This is a genomic window from Pseudomonas sp. efr-133-TYG-5, from assembly GCF_030209175.1.
GTDB lineage: Bacteria > Pseudomonadota > Gammaproteobacteria > Pseudomonadales > Pseudomonadaceae > Aquipseudomonas.
This window is the reverse complement of record NZ_JARVSM010000008.1, coordinates 22,791-42,096: the sequence shown is the minus strand read 5'-3', so window position 1 is coordinate 42,096 and position 19,306 is coordinate 22,791. Positions and strand designations below refer to the sequence as shown.

The following is a 19,306-nucleotide window of genomic DNA, read 5'->3' as shown; positions in this document are numbered from 1 at the left end:
CTTATTGACCCAACTTCAGGCGAGCGGTCTCGCCACTGGTGAACGGAGCGACATCGACCGGCTGGCCGTTGTAGCTGACCTGTGCGGCGCGGGCAACGCCCAGACGCACGGCGAACGGCGGCTTGCCGGAAACGGCCACGCTGTCGCCCTTGTGCTTCAGGCCGCTGAACAGCACCTTACCGCGGCCATCGGTGATCTGTGCCCAGCAATCGGCGCTGAACTGCAATTGAACCTGACCGTCGCCGGCAGCGGGAACAGCGGCCTCGGCGGTGGCCGCAGGCGCTGGCGCAATCACGGGAGCGGTGACGGTAGGTGCTGGCGTGGCCGGAACGCCAGGTGCCGGCGTTGCAGGCGTGGCAACGACCGGAGCAGGCGTGTGGGCAGGTGCGGCGGGCGCAGCGGCCGGAGTGCTCGGCACGGGTGCTGGCGCGGTTGCCTCAGCCGGGGCCTGAGCAGCGGTTTCGGACTGCGGCAGGGCCAGCGCGGTCGAGCCTTCGGTCTGAGCTTCGGCGACGGCCTGGTCTTCTGGCTCGTCCAGCGGATGAATCTGCGTGGTGCCATCGGCGCCTTCGACTTCGACGTGCTCCGGGGCCAGGCTCATGTCCTTGGTGCGCTGCGACGTCTGATCCTGCCACCAGACGAAACCGCCGCCGATGACCGCGATCAGCAGCAACAGGCTGACAATGCGCAAAATGGTGTGGGAAACCCGCACCGGCTCTTCGATGCGCCCCAGGGCATGCACGTTGCTGCCCTGCGAATCGGTGCCGGTAGACTGGTCGAATTGCTGGACCAGTACGGTCTGGTCCATGCCGAGCAACTTGGCGTACGCGCGAATGTAACCGCGAGCGAAGGTATGCCCCGGCAGCTTGTCGAACGCGCCGGCTTCAAGGTTGCTCAGGGAAGTCACGGTGAGGTTGAGCTTGAGGGCCACTTCGGCCAGCGACCAGCCATTGCTTTCGCGGGCCTGGCGCAAGGTCTCACCGGGGTTAACGCGAGTCGCTGCTACAACTTCGGGATGCGCCGCTTTCATCATTGCTCCGACAGGTATTGCTGATATTCCGGCGTACCGGGATAGAGTCGTTTTAATTGCAGGCCATAACTGGCGGCCTTGTCGCGATCTTCAAACACTTTTGCCAGGCGTACGCCGAGCAACAGACTACGTGCATTTTGCTCGGCTAGCAGGCTGTAACGGTCGTAATAGTCACGCGCGGGCACATAATGCCTGTCTTCGAATGACAACTCAGCCATTTCCAGCAAGGCGCGCGGTTGCTGGCGATTCAAGCGCAACGCTTTTTCCAGCTGCTGCTGCGCCACATCACGCTGGCCAAGCTTCGCCGCGGTCATGCCGAGGTTTTCGAACACACGGGAGCGCTCAGGATACAGGGTATCGGCGGCAGCCTGTTCAAAACGCTCGTAGGCTTCCTTGTAACGCTGTTCTTCGTAGAGAAAACTGCCGTAATTGTTGAGGATACGGGCATCGGCGGGGCGCGAGGACAACGCCTTGCGAAAATGCTCGTCGGCCAGTTTCGGCTCCATTTCAGCCTGGAATACCAGACCGAGGGCGGCGTTGGCGTCCGGATCCGAACTGTCCAGCTCCAGGGCTTTCTTCAGCGGCACCTTGGCCCGCTCGGTCATGCCCTGCTGCAAGTATCCCAGCCCCAGCTGCACGTAGGCAGCCCGCGCCTCATCGCGGCCCTTGCTGGTCTTCATCGGGTTGTAGTCACCCGACAGGACACAGCCAGCACACAGGCTGGCCAACAGCAACAGCAGCGCAAAGCGCAGGGACATAGAGATCCTCTCTTAGTTAGTGTTCGCGGCGTTCTGTGCCAGATCGCTGTCGGCGCTCAACTCGCGCACGGCGATGTAACGTTCGCTGCGACGGGTGCGATCCAGCACCTGCCCTACCAATTGACCGCAGGCCGCGTCGATGTCTTCACCACGGGTGGTGCGCACAGTGACGTTGTAACCGGCCTGGTGAAGCTGATCCTGGAACCGGCGGATGGCGTTGTTGCTCGGCCGCTCGTACCCGGAATGCGGGAACGGGTTGAACGGAATCAGGTTGATCTTGCACGGAATATCCTTGAGCAGCTCGATCATTTCCACCGCGTGCTCGAGCTTGTCGTTGACGTCCTTGAGCAAGGTGTACTCGATGGTCAGCACACGTTTCTCGCCAAGGGCGGACATGTAGCGCTGGCACGACTCGAGCAGCATCTTAAGCGGATACTTCTTGTTGATCGGCACCAATTGGTTACGCAATGCGTCATTCGGTGCGTGCAGGGACAACGCCAGGGATACGTCGATGTGCTTGGCCAGCTCATCGATCATCGGCACCACACCCGACGTGGACAGGGTCACGCGGCGCTTGGAGATCCCGTACCCGAGGTCATCCATCATCAGATGCATGGCGGCGACGACGTTGTCGAAGTTCAGCAGCGGTTCACCCATGCCCATCATCACCACGTTGGTGATGGCGCGGTCGATGGTGGCCGGAACACTGCCGAAGGATTTGTTGGCAATCCACACCTGGCCGATGACTTCGGCGGCGGTGAGGTTGCTGTTGAAGCCTTGCTTGCCGGTGGAGCAGAAACTGCAGTCCAGGGCACAGCCTGCCTGGGACGAAACGCACAAGGTGCCGCGTTTGCCCTGGGGAATGTACACGGTCTCGACACAGCTGCCGGACGCCACGCGCACCACCCACTTGCGGGTGCCGTCGCTGGAAATGTCCTCGCTGACCACTTCGGGACCGCGAACTTCAGCAACAGCCTTGAGCTTTTCGCGCAAGGCCTTGCTGACGTTCGTCATGGCGTCGAAATCATCGACGCCAAAGTGGTGAATCCATTTCATTACCTGACCGGCACGGAAACGCTTCTCCCCGATTGAGTCGAAGAATTTTTCCATTTCCGGCTGGGTCAGCCCCAGCAGGTTGGTTTTAACAGTCGATGTAGTCATGGATTCACCTTCACTCTCAAGCCAATGCTTAGCGAGTGGTTACTTCAGTAGCTGCGAAGAAGTACGAGATTTCGCGAGCAGCAGCGGCTTCGGAGTCCGAACCGTGAACGGCGTTGGCGTCGATCGACTCGGCGAAGTCAGCACGGATGGTGCCGGCAGCAGCTTCTTTAGGGTTGGTAGCGCCCATCAGCTCACGGTTGCGAGCGATAGCGTTTTCACCTTCCAGAACCTGAACGATAACCGGACCGGAGATCATGAAAGCAACCAGGTCACCGAAGAAACCACGCTCTTTGTGCTCAGCGTAGAAGCCTTCAGCTTCGGCTTTGGACAGCTGCTTCATTTTCGAAGCAACAACTTTCAGACCAGCCTTTTCGAAACGGGTAACGATTTCGCCGGCAGCGCCTTTAGCAACGGCGTCAGGCTTGATGATGGAGAAAGTACGTTGAACAGCCATGGTGTAACTCCAGAAACGGTAATTTGCGAAAAATTAAACCCGCGAATTATACGCGGGTTCTTGGGTATTGCCTAACCTGCGAGACAATCAGTCCAATTCTGCGGCCCAAAGCTCCTGAACCCTTTCCAACACCTTCTCGCCAACGCGGCCAGAAGTCTTATCGAAGTCAGGCAGTTCCTCGATCATATGCTGCAGACGGACGAAACCTACAGAGTACGGATCGAGACCCTCGTGGGCCTCGGCCAGCTCTTCTGCAATGCGTTGAACATCATTCCAACCGTAGCTCATGACAGTCTTACCAGTCAGTGCGGCGCTTCGGCCGCATGGTTAAGCGAATATTTCGGGATCTCGACGGTGATGTCTTCGTCACCGACGATGGCCTGACAGGCCAGGCGCGACTGCGCTTCCAGGCCCCAGGCGCGATCGAGGAAGTCTTCCTCCAGCTCGTCAGCCTCTTCCAGCGAGTCAAAACCCTCGCGGATGATGCAGTGGCAGGTGGTGCAGGCGCAAACGCCGCCACAGGCGCTTTCCATCTCGATGTGGTGCTCGTGGGCCAGATCGAGAATCGACGTGCCGGGCTCGGCCTCGACCACCATGCCTTCAGGGCAGAACTTCTCGTGGGGCAGAAAAATGACCTGCGGCATCAGATATCCTCGATTTCATTCAGATTGCGCCCCGACAGAGCGGCTTTCACCGTCAGATCCATGCGGCGGGCGGCAAAGGCATCGGTCACCTGCGACAGACGCTTGGTCTGCTGCTCGATGGCATAACCATCGGTGCCTTTCATCAGTTCGGTGAGTTCCTGCACCTGCAGTTCGATGACCATGCGCTCTTCGGCGTCGAGCAGGCGCTCGCCATCCGCCTCCAGAGCGCCCTGCACCGCTTCGATCAGGCGCTGGGCATCGACCTGCTGTTCACGCAGGACACGGGCGACCTTGTCGTCATTGGCGTGGTGGAACGAATCCTTGAGCATCTTGGCGATTTCGCCGTCGGTCAGACCGTAGGACGGCTTGACCTGAATGCTCGCTTCAACGCCCGAACCCAGCTCACGGGCCGAGACGCTGAGCAGACCGTCGGCATCGACCTGGAAGGTCACGCGGATCTTCGCCGCGCCGGCGACCATGGCCGGAATGCCGCGCAGCTCGAAACGAGCCAGGGAGCGACAGTCGCTGATCAGCTCGCGCTCGCCCTGCAACACGTGAATCGCCATGGCCGACTGGCCGTCTTTATAGGTGGTGAAATCCTGGGCGCGGGCCACGGGAATGGTGGTGTTGCGCGGAATCACCTTCTCCATCAGGCCGCCCATGGTTTCCAGCCCCAGGGACAACGGAATCACATCGAGCAGCAGCAGTTCGCCGCCATCGCGCTTGTTGCCGGCCAGCGTATCCGCCTGGATCGCGGCCCCGATGGCCACCACTTGATCCGGATCGATTTCAGTCAGCGGCTGGCGACCGAAGGCTTCGGCCACCGCCTCGCGCACACGCGGAACGCGGGTCGAACCGCCAACCATGACCACGGCATGCACGTCTTCCAGTTCGATACCGGAATCACGCACGGCGCGGCGGCAGGCTTTCAGGCTGCGGGCAACCATTGGCTCGATCAGCGCATCGAAGGCTTCGCGGGTCAGTTGCGCTTTCCAGTCACCGTAGGCGACTTCAACGCTGGCGGCATCGGTCAGCGCTTCTTTGGCCGCGCAGGCAGTCTGCAGCAGATTGCGTTGCGCTCCCGGGTCGAGATCGGCAGACAGACCGGCGCTTTCGATGATCCAGCCAGCAATGGCGTGATCGAAGTCATCGCCGCCCAGGGCACTGTCGCCACCGGTGGCCAGCACTTCGAAGACGCCGCCGGTCAGGCGCAGAATCGAAATATCGAACGTACCGCCGCCCAGGTCGTAAATCGCGACCAGGCCTTCGGCGTGCTGATCCAGACCGTAGGCCACGGCGGCCGCGGTCGGCTCGTTGAGCAGGCGCAGCACGTTCAGACCGGCGAGTTTCGCCGCATCCTTGGTGGCCTGACGCTGGGCATCGTCGAAATAGGCGGGAACGGTGATCACCGCACCGACCAGTTCACCGCCCAGAGTCGCTTCGGCGCGCTGGCGCAGCACCTTGAGGATATCGGCGGAAACTTCCACCGGGCTTTTCGGCCCCTGCACGGTGTCGATGAACGGCATATGCGATTCGCCGCCGACAAAGCGGTATGGCAGTTGCTCGCCCAGTTGCTTGACGTCGGAAAGACCACGGCCCATCAGGCGCTTGACCGACAGCACGGTGTTCAAGGGATCGGTGGACGCAGCCAGTTTGGCCGACTCGCCAACTTCGACGCGATCGGCGTGATAACGCACGGCGGACGGCAGGATGACCTGCCCGTCGGCATCGGCCAGCGGCTCGGAAAGACCACTGCGCAACGCAGCGACCAGCGAATTGGTAGTGCCCAAGTCGATCCCCACAGCCAGACGACGCTGGTGCGGTTGAGGACTTTGGCCGGGTTCGGCGATCTGCAGTAGGGCCATCGTGATCAGGACTTATCTGTATATCAGGCGTGCGACCGGAGCGGCACTGGGTTAATCGTCGAGGCGCTCTTCTAACTGGCGCACTTCGTAGGTGAGCTTGTCGAGGAACTGCATGCGCCGCATCAGGCGTTCGGCCTGCTCGCGTTGCGCTGCATCATCCCAACAGGCTGCGAAGCTTTCGTTGAGCGCTTCCTGGGCCACTTTCAGGCGCCGCTTGAACACCGCGACACCGTCGAGATCGGCGCTGTCCTGGAGGTCTTCGAGCTCTTCGCGCCATTGCATCTGCTGCAGGAGAAACTCGGGGTCGTGAACCGTGACTTCCATCGGCACTTCATGCCCGCTGATGGTCAGCAGGTAGCGTGCACGCTGCGCCGGGCTCTTGAGCGTCTGATAGGCGTCGTTGAGCCGCGCAGACTGCTCGAGCGCCGACCGCTGCTCGCGCTCGGAAGCATCGGCAAAGCGGTCCGGATGAACGCCGCGCGCCAGCTCACGGTAGCGTGTGGCCAACTGCTCGAGATCCAGACGGAAGCTCGGTTGCAGCTCGAATAAAGCGAAATGACAAGGAATACCCACGACAAGCCTCAGATGTTGAAGCTTTCGCCGCAGCCACATTCACCGCGGACGTTGGGATTGTTGAACTTGAAGCCTTCGTTCAACCCTTCCTTGACGAAATCGAGCTCGGTGCCGTCCAGGTAAGCCAGGCTTTTCGGGTCGATGATCACTTTTTCGCCGTGACTTTCGAACACCTGGTCCTCTGCAACCACCTCGTCGACAAACTCCAGCACGTAGGCAAGGCCGGAACAGCCCGTGGTGCGAACACCCAGACGAATCCCTTCACCTTTGCCGCGCCCGTCAAGGGAGCGCCGCACGTGTCGAGCAGCCGCTTCTGTCATGCTGATAGCCATCGTTGACTCCTTACTCGTCGCCAAATCTTGAAAGTCAGATCAAGCCTTTCTTCTGCTTGTAATCGCGAACAGCGGCCTTGATGGCGTCTTCAGCGAGTACCGAGCAGTGGATTTTCACTGGCGGCAGGGCCAGTTCTTCGGCCAGCTGGGTGTTCTTGATGGTTTCGGCTTCGTCCAGGGTCTTGCCCTTCATCCACTCGGTAGCGAGGGAGCTGGAAGCGATAGCCGAACCGCAGCCGTAGGTCTTGAACTTGGCGTCTTCAATCACGCCCTGCTCGTTGACCTTGATCTGCAGGCGCATGACGTCGCCGCACGCCGGGGCGCCGACCATGCCAGTGCCGACATCCGGGTCTTCGGCATTCATCTTGCCGACGTTGCGCGGGTTTTCGTAGTGGTCGATGACCTTTTCGCTGTAAGCCATGATGCTTATTCCTCACTCATCAGAGAGTCGCTCTTTAAGCCCCGCAACCGAAGTCCGCAGGGCCGGTTCGCGGCGACTTGAAATCAGTGTGCCGCCCACTCGATTTTCGAAATGTCGACACCGTCTTTGTACATGTCCCACAGCGGCGACAGAGCGCGCAGCTTGGTAACGGCCTCGCAGACTTTCTGCGCGGCGTAGTCGATTTCTTCTTCGGTGGTGAAGCGGCCGAAGGTGAAACGGATCGAGCTGTGTGCCAGTTCGTCGTTGCGGCCCAGGGCACGCAGCACGTACGAAGGCTCCAGGGAAGCCGAGGTGCACGCCGAACCGGACGACACGGCCAGATCCTTGAGCGCCATGATCAGCGACTCGCCTTCAACGTAGTTGAAGCTCAGGTTCAGGTTGTGCGGAACGCGGGCGGTCAGGCTGCCGTTGACGTACAGCTCTTCCAGATGCTCGACCTGCTTGTAGAAGCGATCGCTCAGGGCCTTGATGCGCACGTTCTCGGCAGCCATGTCTTCCTTGGCCACGCGGAACGCTTCGCCCATGCCGACGATCTGGTGGGTCGCCAGGGTGCCGGAACGCATGCCGCGCTCGTGACCGCCGCCGTGCATGGTCGCTTCGATGCGCACACGCGGCTTGCGGCTGACGTACAGCGCGCCGATGCCTTTGGGACCGTAGGTCTTGTGGGCAGAGAACGACATCATGTCGACTTTCAGCTTCTGCAGGTCGATCTCGACCTTGCCGGTCGACTGAGCCGCGTCGACATGCAGCAGAACGCCCTTGGAACGGGTCAGTTCGCCGATCGCCGCGATGTCGTTGATGGTGCCGATTTCGTTGTTCACGTGCATCACCGATACCAGGACGGTGTCGTCGCGCAGCGCGGCTTCGATCATCGCCGGGGTGATCAGGCCATCTTCGGTCGGCTCGAGGTAGGTCACTTCGAAACCTTCACGCTCCAGTTGGCGCATGGTGTCGAGAACGGCCTTGTGTTCGATCTTGCTGGTGATCAGGTGCTTGCCCTTGGAGGCATAGAAATGTGCCGCACCCTTGATTGCCAGGTTGTCGGACTCGGTGGCACCGGAGGTCCAGACGATTTCGCGCGGGTCGGCGTTGACCAGGTCGGCCACCTGACGACGGGCGTTTTCGACCGACTCTTCAGCTTTCCAGCCGAACACGTGGGAGCGCGACGCCGGGTTACCGAAGTTTCCGTCGACCAGCAGGCATTCACTCATTTTTTGCGCAACACGCGGATCAACCGGGGTGGTCGCAGAGTAATCAAGGTAAATCGGCAATTTCATGGACTATCTCCTAAATCAGGGCTGGCGTGCCGCTAGCTCTTCGGCTGTCATTCGACGGCGGACGCTTCAATCTTGTCCAGGCGTGGCGCCTTGCTGTTGCAACGGCGCTGGTCCTGACGCTGGGCTACTTCTTGCACCTCACGGCGAGTCACAAGATCAGCCAAGCTGATACCGCTCAGAAATTCGTGAATCTGCAGGCTCAGGTCGCACCACAGATGATGGGTCAGGCAGGTGTCGCCGGAATGGCAATCGCCCTGGCCCTGGCATTTGGTTGCATCGACCGATTCGTTCACCGCATCGATCACCTGGGCGACCTGGATGCTCTGCATGTCGCGGGACAACTGGTAGCCACCGCCCGGACCGCGAACGCTGGAAACCAGGTTGCTGCGGCGCAGCTTGGCGAAAAGCTGTTCGAGATAGGACAGGGAGATGCCTTGGCGCTCGGAGATATCGGCCAGGGACACCGGCCCGTGCTGCGCGTGCAACGCCAAGTCAAGCATGGCGGTCACGGCGTATCGGCCTTTTGTAGTCAGTCGCATGGACAATTACCACGGAGTTCGGAATGGGTGCGAGTATGCAATTCCCGAGTATTTAAGTCAACTTTAAGACCTAGTACTTTAGTCAGGTTTACCCGCAAAAGAGCGCGCGCATCATAGCAAAGGCTGGCGGCGCACAGCCAGCAGTACCGCGTTTCGTTCATCGCCAGCAGGCTCGCTCCCACAGAAGAACGCATTCCAAGGGGGAGCGAGCCTGCTCGCGAAAGGGTTGCCCGGACCTAGCTGGCCTGACTCTGATCCTTGCCTTTGACGCAGGCGAAGTCTTCTTCACGCAGCTCGGGCAGATCTTTCGCACAGTAATTGCTGCCCAGATCCTTCAGTGCACCGCACATCCCTTCCAGACGCCCATCCACCGCCTGCAGGTGATCGAGCAGCTGTCCGATGGCGCGCGCCACCGGGTCGGGCATGTCCTCGCTGACGCCGTAGGCATCGAAACCGATCTTCTCGGCCATGGCCTTGCGCTTGGCATCCTGCTCGTCATCGGACTTGACGATGATCCGCCCCGGAATACCCACCACGGTTGCACCTGGCGGCACTTCCTTGGTCACGACCGCGTTGGAACCGACCTTGGCACCGGCACCCACGGTGAACGGCCCCAGCACCTTGGCGCCCGCACCGACCACGACACCGTCACCCAGCGTCGGATGGCGCTTGCCTTTATTCCAGCTGGTACCGCCCAGGGTTACCCCCTGGTAAATAGTCACGTCATCGCCAATCTCGGCGGTTTCACCGATGACAATGCCCATGCCGTGATCGATGAAGAAGCGCCGACCGACTTTCGCCCCCGGATGAATCTCGATGCCGGTCAACCAGCGACCGAAGTTCGACACCAGCCGCGCCAGCCATTTCAGCTCGTTGCGCCAGAGCATGCCGGCCAGCCGGTGAATCCAGATCGCATGCATGCCGGGGTAGCAGGTCAGGACTTCAAAAGCGTTACGCGCCGCCGGATCTCGGTGAAATACGCTCTGGATATCTTCACGCAAACGCTCGAACATCATTATTCCTTCCGCTTAAGAAGCTCACCACGGGCCGCTTTCTGGGTTTCCGTGAGGATGCCACGCAAAATATTCATTTCCGCCCGGCTGACCGAGCTGCGTCCGTACAACCGGCGCAGGCGCGCCATCAGGTGCCGCGGCTTTTCCGGATCGAGAAATTCGATGGCCACCAGCGTCTGCTCCAGATGCTCATAAAAGCGTTCCAGCTCATCCATGGTTGCCAGCTCGGCACTTTTCACCGAAGCCACTTCTTCTTTCTCGATCTTGGTCGGCTGCCCCTGAGCGGCCAGCCAGGCCATACGCACTTCGTAGCTCAACACCTGCACCGCCGCCCCGAGATTCAGCGAGCTGAATTCAGGATCGGAAGGGATGTGCACGTGATAGTGACATCGCTGCAGCTCGTCATTGGTCAGACCGGAGTCTTCGCGCCCGAATACCAGAGCGATCTCGGCGCCCTGCCCGGCCTCCTCGACCACTTTGGTCCCGCATTCGCGGGGATCGAGCAACGGCCAGGGAATGCGCCGATCGCGGGCGCTGGTACCGAGCACCAGATTGCAGCCGACCAAGGCATCTTCCAAGGTGGCGACGACCTGGGCGTTTTCAAGGATATCGCCGGCGCCGGAGGCGCGGGCATCCGCTTCATGGTGCGGAAACACCCGCGGATCGACCAGTACCAGCCGCGACAGACCCATGTTTTTCATGGCGCGCGCGGTCCCGCCGATATTCCCCGGGTGGCTGGTATTGACCAGGACGACACGAATGTTTTGCAGCACGGAAGGCGCTCTCGGACTGGGGAAAGGGGTGCAAATCTTACAGAACAGCCTACCGTTAAGCTATGAAAGCGAACAGCGACCTTCACCTGAAGAAAAGTTCTGATAGAATGCGCGGCTTTCTTTAACAACCTTAGGTGACACATCCATGCAGCCCATGCTGAATATCGCGCTGCGCGCCGCCCGCAGCGCCAGTGAACTGATCTTCCGCTCCATCGAGCGCCTGGATACCATCAAGGTCGACGAAAAAGACGCCAAGGATTACGTATCCGAGGTGGATCGCGCCGCCGAACAGAAAATCATCGACGCCCTGCGCAAGGCTTACCCGAATCACTCGATCCAGGGTGAAGAGACCGGCATGCACGTCGGCAACGGCATCGAAGGCGAAGAGTACCTGTGGATCATCGATCCACTGGACGGCACCACCAACTTCCTGCGCGGCATCCCCCATTTCGCTGTCAGCATCGCCTGCAAATACCGCGGCCGCCTGGAACACGCCGTTGTTCTGGACCCGGTTCGCCAGGAAGAATTCACCGCCAGCCGTGGCCGTGGCGCTCAACTGAACGGTCGTCGCCTGCGCGTCAGCGGTCGCACCAGCCTCGACGGCGCCCTGCTCGGCACCGGCTTCCCGTTCCGTGACGACCAGATGGACAACCTCGACAACTACCTGGGCATGTTCCGCGCCCTGGTTGGCCAGACTGCCGGCATCCGCCGTGCCGGTTCCGCCAGCCTGGACCTGGCCTACGTGGCCGCCGGTCGTTTCGACGCGTTCTGGGAATCGGGCCTGTCCGAGTGGGACATGGCAGCCGGCGCCCTGCTGATTCAGGAAGCAGGCGGCCTGGTGAGCGACTTCACCGGCGGTCACGACTTCCTTGAGAAAGGCCACATCGTTGCCGGCAACACCAAATGCTTCAAGGCGGTTCTGACGGCGATCCAGCCGCACCTGCCGGCTTCGCTGAAGCGCTAAGCTGCCAGCGAAACAGAAAAGCACCCTTCGGGGTGCTTTTTTTATGCCTGTGAGATCACCACCCACCCTAGTGGGAGCGAGCCTGCTCGCGAAGGTGGTCTGACATTCAATATCGATGCTGCCTGACATGCCGCTTTCGCGAGCAGGCTCGCCCCCACATCAGGGATGGGCGCCGAAGCCTGAATCGCAGGCACAAAAAAAACACCCCGCAGGGTGCTTTTTTTACAACGACGGGACGGTTATTGGCCCGGCTGATTCTGCGACAGGATCAGCTTGCCTTCCTTGTCGACCGGAATCTGGTTGCCCGGATCACGATCCATGCGCACCTTGCCTTCCTTGCCATCGAGGGAATAGCGCACGTCATAGCCGACGACCTTGTCGCTGATGTCATTCACGGTGTTACAGCGAGTCTGGGTAGTGGTGTAGGTATCGCGATTCTGCATGCCTTCCTGCACCTTGTTACCGGCATAGCCGCCACCGACCGCACCGGCCACCGTGGCAATCTTCTTGCCGGTACCGCCACCGATCTGGTTACCCAGCAGACCGCCCGCTACCGCACCGATGGCAGTACCGAGGATCTGGTGTTGATCCTTGACCGGCGCCTGACGGGTCACCGCTACATCCTTGCACACTTCACGTGGAGTCTTGATCTGTGTTTTGACCGGTTCGACGGCCAGCACTTGCGCATACTCAGGGCCGCTTTTAACCAGGCTGTAGGTGGCAACAGCACCCCCGGCTGTTACACCGACAGCACCCAATACCGCACCAACCAGCAACGACTTGTTCACATGAACCTCCTGACCATCACATGCGGGACGCGCCCGCGCTTCTCCCAGCCTTGGAGCATAAAAAAAGGCGCGAGTTCAACTCGCGCCTTTTTTGCCTGACCGCTGGAAAACGATGGCCGTCATGGACGGTCGTCGACTTCCTTCTCGGTGGCGGCCGGAGGAATCAGATCCTCAGTGCTCAGGTTCAGCCAGATCAGCACCACGTTGGCGATGTAGATCGACGAGTAGGTACCCGCCAGCACACCGATGAACAACGCGATGGAGAAACCGAACAGGTTGTCGCCACCGAAGAACAGCAGCGCGGCGATCGCCAACAGGGTGGAGATCGACGTTGCCATGGTCCGCAGCAGGGTCTGGGTGGTCGAGATGTTGATGTTCTCGATCAGCGAAGCCTTGCGCAGGACACGGAAGTTTTCACGAACCCGGTCGAACACGACGATGGTGTCGTTCAGCGAGTAGCCGATGATCGCCAGTACCGCCGCCAGCACCGTCAGGTCGAAGGTGATCTGGAAGAACGACAGGATACCCACGGTCACGATCACGTCGTGGACCAGCGAAACGATGGCACCGACGGCAAACTTCCACTGAAAGCGGAAAGCCAGGTAGATCAGGATGCCGCCGAGCGCCAGCAGCATGCCGAGGCCGCCCTGGTCGCGCAGTTCTTCACCCACCTGCGGGCCGACGAACTCGACGCGCTTGACCGTTGCCGGGTTGTCGCCGCCGACTTTCTGCAGAGCGTCCGCGACCTGGTGACCCAGTTGCGGGTCTTCGCCCGGCATGCGCACCAGCAGGTCGGTGGTTGCACCGAAGTTCTGCACGATGGCTTCGTGATAACCGGCCGTGGTCAGTTGCTCACGCACCTTGGTGACGTCGGCCGGACGCTCGTAGGTCAGCTCGATGAGCGTACCGCCGGTGAAGTCCAGGCCCCAGTTCATGCCCTTGTGGAAAACACTGAACAAGGCCAGAACGGTGAGGAACACGGTGACGCCGAACGCAACGTTGCGAACGCCCATGAAGTTGATTGTACGTAACATGGCAGCCCCTTAAATCCACAACTTCTTGAAGTCACGACCGCCGAAGATCAGGTTGACCATCGCGCGGGTCACCATGATGGCCGTGAACATCGAGGTAAAGATCCCGAGGGACATGGTCACTGCGAAACCCTTCACCGGGCCGGTGCCCATGGCGAAGAGGATGCCGCCGACCAACAGGGTGGTCAGGTTGGCGTCGAGAATCGCGGTGAATGCCCGGCCGAAGCCTTCGTTGATTGCACGCTGCACGGTCATGCCGGCGGCGATCTCTTCACGAATCCGCGAGAAGATCAGCACGTTGGCGTCGACCGCCATACCCATGGTCAGAACGATACCGGCGATACCCGGCAGGGTCAGCGTTGCGCCCAGCAGCGACATCAGCGCCAGCAGCAGGACCATGTTCACCGCCAGCGCGACGGTGGCGATCAGGCCGAAGAAGCGGTAGATGGCGATGATGAACAGCGAGACGAACAGCATGCCCCACAGCGACGCATCGATACCCTTGGTGATGTTGTCCGCACCCAGGCTAGGGCCGATGGTACGTTCTTCCGCGAAGTACATCGGAGCGGCCAGACCACCGGCACGCAGCAGCAGCGCCAGCTCGGACGATTCGCCCTGGCCGTTGAGGCCGGTAATACGGAACTGCGCACCCAGCGGCGACTGGATGGTCGCCAGGCTGATGATCTTTTTCTCTTCCTTGAACGTCTGTACCGGCACGTCTTTCTCGACGCCGTCGACCACTTGCTTGGTGTAAGTGGTAACCGGACGCTGTTCGATGAAGATCACCGCCATGCTGCGACCGACGTTCGAACGGGTTGCGCGGCTCATCAGCTCGCCACCGTGGCCATCCAGACGGATGTTCACTTCCGGCGTGCCGTGCTCGCCGAAACCGGCCTTGGCGTCGGTGACCTGGTCACCGGTGATGATCAGGCCACGCTCGATCTGCGCAGGAGGACGCTTGCCCTCACGGAATTCGAAGGTCTCGGACGTGGCTTTCGAAGCACCCGGCTCGGCGGCCAGACGGAACTCGAGGTTGGCCGTCTTGCCGAGGATACGCTTGGCTTCGGCAGTGTCCTGCACGCCCGGCAGCTCAACCACGATGCGGTTGGCGCCCTGACGCTGGACGATCGGCTCGGCAACACCCAGCTCGTTGACGCGGTTACGTACCGTGGTCAGGTTCTGCTTGATGGAGTATTCACGGATTTCCGCCAGCTTGGCCGGGGTCATCGCCAGACGCAGCACCGGTTGACCGTTGAGGTCGGCCGGAACAATGTCGAAATCGTTGAAGTTCTTGCGGATCAGCGCACGAGCCTGTTCGCGGGAATCAGTGTCGCTGAAGCCCAACTGAATGGCACCGTCCAGTTGCGGCAGGCTGCGATAACGCAGTTTTTCTTTGCGCAGCAGGCTCTTGACGTCGCCTTCGTAGACTTTCAGGCGGGCATCGAGGGCTTTGTCCATGTCCACTTCGAGCAGGAAGTGCACACCACCGGACAAGTCCAGACCCAGCTTCATCGGGTGCGCGGCGAGGCTGCGCAACCATTGCGGAGTGGTCTGGGCCAGGTTCAGTGCGACCACGTAGTCGTCGCCCAATGCCTTGCGCACCACGTCTTTGGCCGGCAACTGGTCTTCAGCCTTGGTCAGACGGATCAGGCCGCCCTTGCCGTTGGCCGCCAGGCTCGAGGCCTTGACGTTGATGCCGGACTCACGCAGCGCCGTGCTGACGCGATCCAGATCGGCCTGGTTGACCTGCAGCGCCGTGCTGGCACCACTGATCTGAATGGCCGGGTCATCGGGGTATAGATTGGGAGCGGAATAAATCAGACCGATCGCCAGCACCGCCAGGATCAGAATGTATTTCCACAGAGGATATTTGTTCAGCATCACGCCGCCCGTTATGAACGCGGGGCGCCTTGCGCGCCCCGTCGATTGAGTAGAAGTTGTTGCCTTCAGATCGCTTTCAGCGTGCCTTTTGGCAGCGTGGCGGCGATAGCGCCCTTCTGGAACTTCATTTCCACGGTGTCGGAAACTTCCAGTACCACGAAGTCATCGGCCACTTTGGTGATCTTGCCGGCGATGCCGCCGGTGGTGACCACTTCGTCGCCCTTCGCCAGGCTGCTCAGCAGGTTCTTCTGCTCTTTGGCGCGCTTGGCCTGTGGACGCCAGATCATCAGGTAGAAGATGACCAGGAAGCCGACCAGGAAAATCCACTCGAAGCCGCCGCCCATAGGCGCTGCAGCCGGTGCAGCCGCGTCAGCCATGGCGTTAGAGATAAAAAAGCTCATTTAGCACTCCAGTTGCAAATGTTGAATCTTGGGGTCAGAAAACTCAGTCCAAAGGCGGAACGGGAAGTCCGCGTTTGGCGTAGAAGGCATCGACAAAGGCGGCCAATGTACCCTGTTGAATAGCCTCGCGCAAACCAGCCATCAGCACCTGATAATGGCGCAAATTGTGGATGGTATTGAGCATGCTGCCGAGCATTTCGCCGCACTTGTCCAGATGATGCAGATAAGCGCGGGAGAAGTTCTGGCAGGTATAGCAATCGCAGGTCGGATCGAGCGGCGAATCATCATGGCGATGGAACGCGTTACGGATCTTCAGCACGCCGGTATCAATGAACAGATGCCCATTGCGGGCATTACGGGTTGGCATCACGCAATCGAACATGTCCACACCGCGGCGCACACCCTCAACCAGATCTTCCGGTTTGCCAACGCCCATAAGGTAACGAGGTTTGTCAGCCGGCATCATGCCCGGCAGGTAATCCAGCACCTTGATCATTTCATGCTTCGGTTCGCCCACCGACAGACCGCCGATGGCCAGGCCATCGAAGCCGATCTTGTCGAGGCCTTCCAGCGAGCGCATGCGCAGGTCCTGGTGCATGCCGCCCTGGACGATACCGAACAGCGCCGCCGTGTTGTCGCCGTGCGCGTTCTTCGAACGCTGCGCCCAGCGCAACGACAGTTCCATCGACACCCGCGCGACATCTTCGTCAGCCGGATACGGCGTGCATTCGTCGAAAATCATCACGATGTCGGAGCCCAGGTCGCGCTGCACCTGCATCGACTCTTCCGGGCCCATGAACACTTTCGAACCGTCGACCGGGGAGGCGAAGGTCACGCCCTCCTCCTTGATCTTGCGCATTGCGCCCAGGCTGAACACCTGGAAGCCGCCGGAGTCGGTCAGAATCGGGCCTTTCCACTGCATGAAATCGTGCAGGTCGCCGTGCTCCTTGATCACTTCGGTGCCAGGACGCAGCCACAGGTGGAAGGTGTTGCCCAGAATGATTTCCGCGCCGGTGGCGACGATGTCACGCGGCAACATGCCCTTGACCGTGCCGTAGGTACCCACCGGCATGAAGGCCGGGGTCTCGACGGTACCGCGCGGGAAGGTCAGACGACCACGACGGGCCTTGCCATCGGTGGCCAGCAACTCGAACGACATGCGACAGGTGCGACTCATACTGTTTCCTCTGGGCCGCGTGGCGCGGGATTACGGGTGATGAACATCGCATCACCGTAGCTGAAAAAGCGGTAGCCGTTGTCCACGGCGGCTTTATAGGCAGCCATGGTTTCCGGATAACCAGCGAATGCCGAAACCAGCATCAACAGCGTGGATTCGGGCAAATGGAAATTGGTCACCAGGGCATCGACCACATGGAACGGCCGGCCCGGGTAGATAAAGATGTCGGTATCGCCACTGAACGGCTTGAGCACGCCATCACGGGCAGCGGTCTCCAGCGAACGCACGCTGGTGGTACCCACCGCGATCACCCGGCCACCGCGCGCGCGGCAGGCGGCCACGGCGTCGACCACGTCCTGGCCGACTTCCAGCCATTCGCTGTGCATGTGGTGATCTTCGATCTTGTCGACGCGCACGGGCTGGAACGTACCGGCGCCCACGTGCAGGGTGACGAATGCAGTCTCCACGCCCTTGGCGGCAATCGCCTCCAGCAGCGTCTGGTCGAAATGCAACCCCGCAGTCGGCGCCGCCACCGCGCCCAGGCGCTCGGCGTACACGGTCTGATAACGCTCGCGATCCGCGCCTTCGTCCGGGCGGTCTATATAAGGAGGCAACGGCATGTGCCCGACGCGATCGAGCAGCGGCAGCACTTCTTCGGCGAAGCCCAGCTCGAACAGCGCATCGTGGCGCGCCAGCATCTCGGCTTCACCGCCGCCGTCGATGAGGATCTTCGACCCCGGCTTCGGCGACTTGCTGGAGCGCACATGAGCCAGCACGCGGTGCGCGTCGAGCACCCGCTCGATGAGGATTTCCAGCTTGCCGCCGGAAGCCTTCTGGCCGAACAGCCGCGCCGGAATCACCCGGGTATTGTTGAACACCATCAGATCGCCCGGGCGCAAATGCTCAAGCAGATCAGTGAATTGACGGTGTGCCAGGGCGCCGCTGACCCCATCCAGGGTCAACAGGCGACTACCGCGACGCTCGGCCAGGGGATGGCGGGCAATCAGCGAATCAGGAAGCTCGAAGGTAAAGTCAGCAACGCGCATGATGGGGTTCGTCTAGCAGGGCCGGAAAGTCTAGCGGAATTATCAAAAATTGACCATGAAACGTGATTGACCAACGGTAGGCACCTCTCTATACTTCGCCGCCATTGAGCCCTGATGGCGGAATTGGTAGACGCGGCGGATTCAAAATCCGTTTTCGAAAGGAGTGGGAGTTCGAGTCTCCCTCGGGGCACCAAAATTAAGAAAGGTCTTGCTTAGCAAGGCCTTTTTTTTCGTCTGCCGAAAAGCCCCGCCGTTATCCCGTCGAACGCTCAAGGATCCACCCGCATGGAATCATCCCTGGAAACCGTCGCCCTGTTCTCCCTCAAACTGGCGTATGAGGAAGAAGGGCTGAGCCCGATTCTGCGGGATGATCTGGTCATGGGCGATTACCAGCGCGATGTGTTCGAGTTGCTGGTGCGGCGGGGCGATGTGGCGACGATTCAGGACAAGATGCACGAATGCCTGGGGCTGGCGCTGGAGGCGCTGGGCGGTGTCGGCAAGCCGCTGGGGCGCGAGTTGCACAGGTTGTCCGGCGATTTGCACCAGGCGCAGTCGCTGGAGCAGCTTGATCGGCCGCTCCTCGCGCTCAAGGGTTACTTGAAAGACATTCTCTGAGCGGCGGCTGATCACTCGATCTGGATCGGCCCCTTGGTGCCGGCATCGCTGTCCGTCCAGTAATCCTCATTCTGCAGGCGCCGGTCGCCCTGGAGGGTGAACAGCAGCTTGCCCTGGCGGAATTGCAGCGTGCCATCGGTGCGCTTGGCACTGACTTTTTTGCCGTTGACCCAGACCTGCTCCTTGGCATCGATGCGGATGGTGGCGACGGTCGCGCCGGAATCGCTCTTGGCCACCCACTGCCCGACATACGGGGTCGGTGCGGCCGGGGTTTCGGCGGCGGGGTTGCTGAACCCGGCCTTGGCGTTTTCCGCCTTGCTCTTGTGGATGTCGCAGCCCTGGGTTTCGCTGACCTGGGTGCAGCCGGACTGCTCGAGCTGTTTGCGATACTTGTCGTTGATGGCGTACGCCGGCGACTGCGCCGCAATCAACACGACCAGCGCCGGCAGGATGACTCGCTTCATTTTCGCTCTCCTCTGTTCCATGACGCACTGCGTGACACGTTCACTGTAGCTGGCTGGGCGATACGTTCAGCAGCCGCG

23 protein-coding genes and 1 tRNA gene are annotated in these 19,306 nt (G+C 60.7%); 3 read left to right on the top strand and 21 right to left on the bottom strand.

The window, feature by feature from the left end; genetic code table 11:
• Position 1 precedes the first annotated feature (1 nt).
• From QRN70_RS24195 to trmJ, 14 genes are all read right to left on the bottom strand, one after another.
• A complete protein-coding gene (locus QRN70_RS24195) occupies positions 2–1,030 on the bottom strand; it encodes a RodZ domain-containing protein (RefSeq protein ID WP_285420405.1) in 1,029 nt (342 codons plus the stop codon).
• Positions 1,030–1,788 (bottom strand): type IV pilus biogenesis/stability protein PilW, encoded by a 759-nt coding sequence (gene pilW, locus QRN70_RS24190; protein ID WP_285420404.1) that lies wholly within the window; start codon positions 1,786–1,788, stop codon positions 1,030–1,032. Before pilW ends, QRN70_RS24195 begins: the two co-directional genes overlap by 1 nt.
• 12 nt (positions 1,789–1,800) lie before the next feature.
• A complete protein-coding gene (gene rlmN / locus QRN70_RS24185) occupies positions 1,801–2,949 on the bottom strand; it encodes a dual-specificity RNA methyltransferase RlmN (RefSeq protein WP_285420403.1) in 1,149 nt (382 codons plus the stop codon).
• Between the two features lie 28 nt (positions 2,950–2,977).
• Positions 2,978–3,403, bottom strand: coding sequence for a nucleoside-diphosphate kinase (gene ndk / locus QRN70_RS24180; RefSeq protein ID WP_285420402.1), 426 nt, complete (start codon positions 3,401–3,403; stop codon positions 2,978–2,980).
• Between the two features lie 87 nt (positions 3,404–3,490).
• On the bottom strand, positions 3,491–3,691 hold the full coding sequence (iscX, locus tag QRN70_RS24175; RefSeq protein ID WP_103520545.1) for a Fe-S cluster assembly protein IscX: 201 nt from the start codon (positions 3,689–3,691) through the stop codon (positions 3,491–3,493).
• A 14-nt stretch (positions 3,692–3,705) separates the two neighbouring features.
• Positions 3,706–4,047, bottom strand: a complete 342-nt coding sequence (gene fdx / locus QRN70_RS24170; RefSeq protein WP_285420401.1) for an ISC system 2Fe-2S type ferredoxin — start codon at positions 4,045–4,047, stop codon at positions 3,706–3,708.
• Positions 4,047–5,912 (bottom strand): Fe-S protein assembly chaperone HscA, encoded by a 1,866-nt coding sequence (gene hscA, locus QRN70_RS24165; protein ID WP_285420400.1) that lies wholly within the window; start codon positions 5,910–5,912, stop codon positions 4,047–4,049. Before hscA ends, fdx begins: the two co-directional genes overlap by 1 nt.
• Before the next feature lie 51 nt (positions 5,913–5,963).
• Entirely contained in the window at positions 5,964–6,485 is a 522-nt protein-coding gene (hscB, locus tag QRN70_RS24160) for a co-chaperone HscB (protein WP_285420399.1), read from the bottom strand.
• Between the two features lie 8 nt (positions 6,486–6,493).
• Positions 6,494–6,817, bottom strand: coding sequence for an iron-sulfur cluster assembly protein IscA (gene iscA / locus QRN70_RS24155; protein ID WP_003227904.1), 324 nt, complete (start codon positions 6,815–6,817; stop codon positions 6,494–6,496).
• 34 nt (positions 6,818–6,851) lie between these two features.
• Positions 6,852–7,238, bottom strand: coding sequence for a Fe-S cluster assembly scaffold IscU (iscU, locus tag QRN70_RS24150; protein ID WP_003248539.1), 387 nt, complete (start codon positions 7,236–7,238; stop codon positions 6,852–6,854).
• Positions 7,239–7,321: 83 nt separating this feature from the next.
• On the bottom strand, positions 7,322–8,536 hold the full coding sequence (locus tag QRN70_RS24145) for an IscS subfamily cysteine desulfurase (RefSeq protein WP_285420398.1): 1,215 nt from the start codon (positions 8,534–8,536) through the stop codon (positions 7,322–7,324).
• A gap of 47 nt (positions 8,537–8,583) precedes the next feature.
• The gene (gene iscR / locus QRN70_RS24140; protein ID WP_285420397.1) at positions 8,584–9,075 is read right to left on the bottom strand and encodes a Fe-S cluster assembly transcriptional regulator IscR; all 492 of its coding nucleotides are present in this window, start codon (positions 9,073–9,075) and stop codon (positions 8,584–8,586) included.
• A 236-nt stretch (positions 9,076–9,311) separates the two neighbouring features.
• Positions 9,312–10,088: a serine O-acetyltransferase gene (gene cysE, locus QRN70_RS24135; RefSeq protein ID WP_285420396.1), complete on the bottom strand. Its 777-nt coding sequence runs from the start codon at positions 10,086–10,088 to the stop codon at positions 9,312–9,314.
• 2 nt (positions 10,089–10,090) lie between these two features.
• Positions 10,091–10,861, bottom strand: coding sequence for a tRNA (cytosine(32)/uridine(32)-2'-O)-methyltransferase TrmJ (gene trmJ, locus QRN70_RS24130; protein ID WP_285420395.1), 771 nt, complete (start codon positions 10,859–10,861; stop codon positions 10,091–10,093).
• A gap of 145 nt (positions 10,862–11,006) precedes the next feature.
• Between trmJ and suhB the strand changes: the two genes are divergently transcribed.
• Complete coding sequence (gene suhB / locus QRN70_RS24125) at positions 11,007–11,825, top strand: type III secretion system regulator SuhB (protein WP_003227916.1); 819 nt, start codon at positions 11,007–11,009, stop codon at positions 11,823–11,825.
• 239 nt (positions 11,826–12,064) lie between these two features.
• Here suhB and QRN70_RS24120 read toward each other — a convergent pair whose 3' ends face one another.
• The 6 genes from QRN70_RS24120 to queA all read right to left on the bottom strand — a co-directional run bounded on the left by QRN70_RS24120 (position 12,065) and on the right by queA (position 18,149).
• On the bottom strand, positions 12,065–12,613 hold the full coding sequence (locus tag QRN70_RS24120) for a glycine zipper 2TM domain-containing protein (RefSeq protein ID WP_041071808.1): 549 nt from the start codon (positions 12,611–12,613) through the stop codon (positions 12,065–12,067).
• A 119-nt stretch (positions 12,614–12,732) separates the two neighbouring features.
• Entirely contained in the window at positions 12,733–13,647 is a 915-nt protein-coding gene (gene secF, locus QRN70_RS24115) for a protein translocase subunit SecF (protein WP_285420394.1), read from the bottom strand.
• Positions 13,648–13,656: 9 nt separating this feature from the next.
• Complete coding sequence (gene secD / locus QRN70_RS24110) at positions 13,657–15,525, bottom strand: protein translocase subunit SecD (RefSeq protein WP_285420393.1); 1,869 nt, start codon at positions 15,523–15,525, stop codon at positions 13,657–13,659.
• A 65-nt stretch (positions 15,526–15,590) separates the two neighbouring features.
• Positions 15,591–15,926 carry a preprotein translocase subunit YajC gene (gene yajC / locus QRN70_RS24105; RefSeq protein WP_041071802.1) on the bottom strand — a complete coding sequence of 112 codons (336 nt, stop codon included), beginning with the start codon at positions 15,924–15,926 and terminating at the stop codon, positions 15,591–15,593.
• Positions 15,927–15,969: 43 nt separating this feature from the next.
• Positions 15,970–17,085, bottom strand: coding sequence for a tRNA guanosine(34) transglycosylase Tgt (gene tgt / locus QRN70_RS24100; protein WP_161794909.1), 1,116 nt, complete (start codon positions 17,083–17,085; stop codon positions 15,970–15,972).
• A gap of 14 nt (positions 17,086–17,099) precedes the next feature.
• Positions 17,100–18,149 (bottom strand): tRNA preQ1(34) S-adenosylmethionine ribosyltransferase-isomerase QueA, encoded by a 1,050-nt coding sequence (gene queA, locus QRN70_RS24095; protein WP_285420392.1) that lies wholly within the window; start codon positions 18,147–18,149, stop codon positions 17,100–17,102.
• A 108-nt stretch (positions 18,150–18,257) separates the two neighbouring features.
• On the opposite strand from queA, the gene QRN70_RS24090 reads away from it, so the two are divergent.
• Together QRN70_RS24090 and QRN70_RS24085 are read left to right on the top strand one after the other, a co-directional pair.
• Positions 18,258–18,342, top strand: a tRNA-Leu gene (locus QRN70_RS24090).
• Between the two features lie 92 nt (positions 18,343–18,434).
• Complete coding sequence (locus QRN70_RS24085) at positions 18,435–18,764, top strand: hypothetical protein (protein ID WP_285420391.1); 330 nt, start codon at positions 18,435–18,437, stop codon at positions 18,762–18,764.
• A gap of 11 nt (positions 18,765–18,775) precedes the next feature.
• Here QRN70_RS24085 and QRN70_RS24080 read toward each other — a convergent pair whose 3' ends face one another.
• Positions 18,776–19,228, bottom strand: a complete 453-nt coding sequence (locus QRN70_RS24080; RefSeq protein ID WP_285420390.1) for a hypothetical protein — start codon at positions 19,226–19,228, stop codon at positions 18,776–18,778.
• Positions 19,229–19,306: the final 78 nt, after the last annotated feature.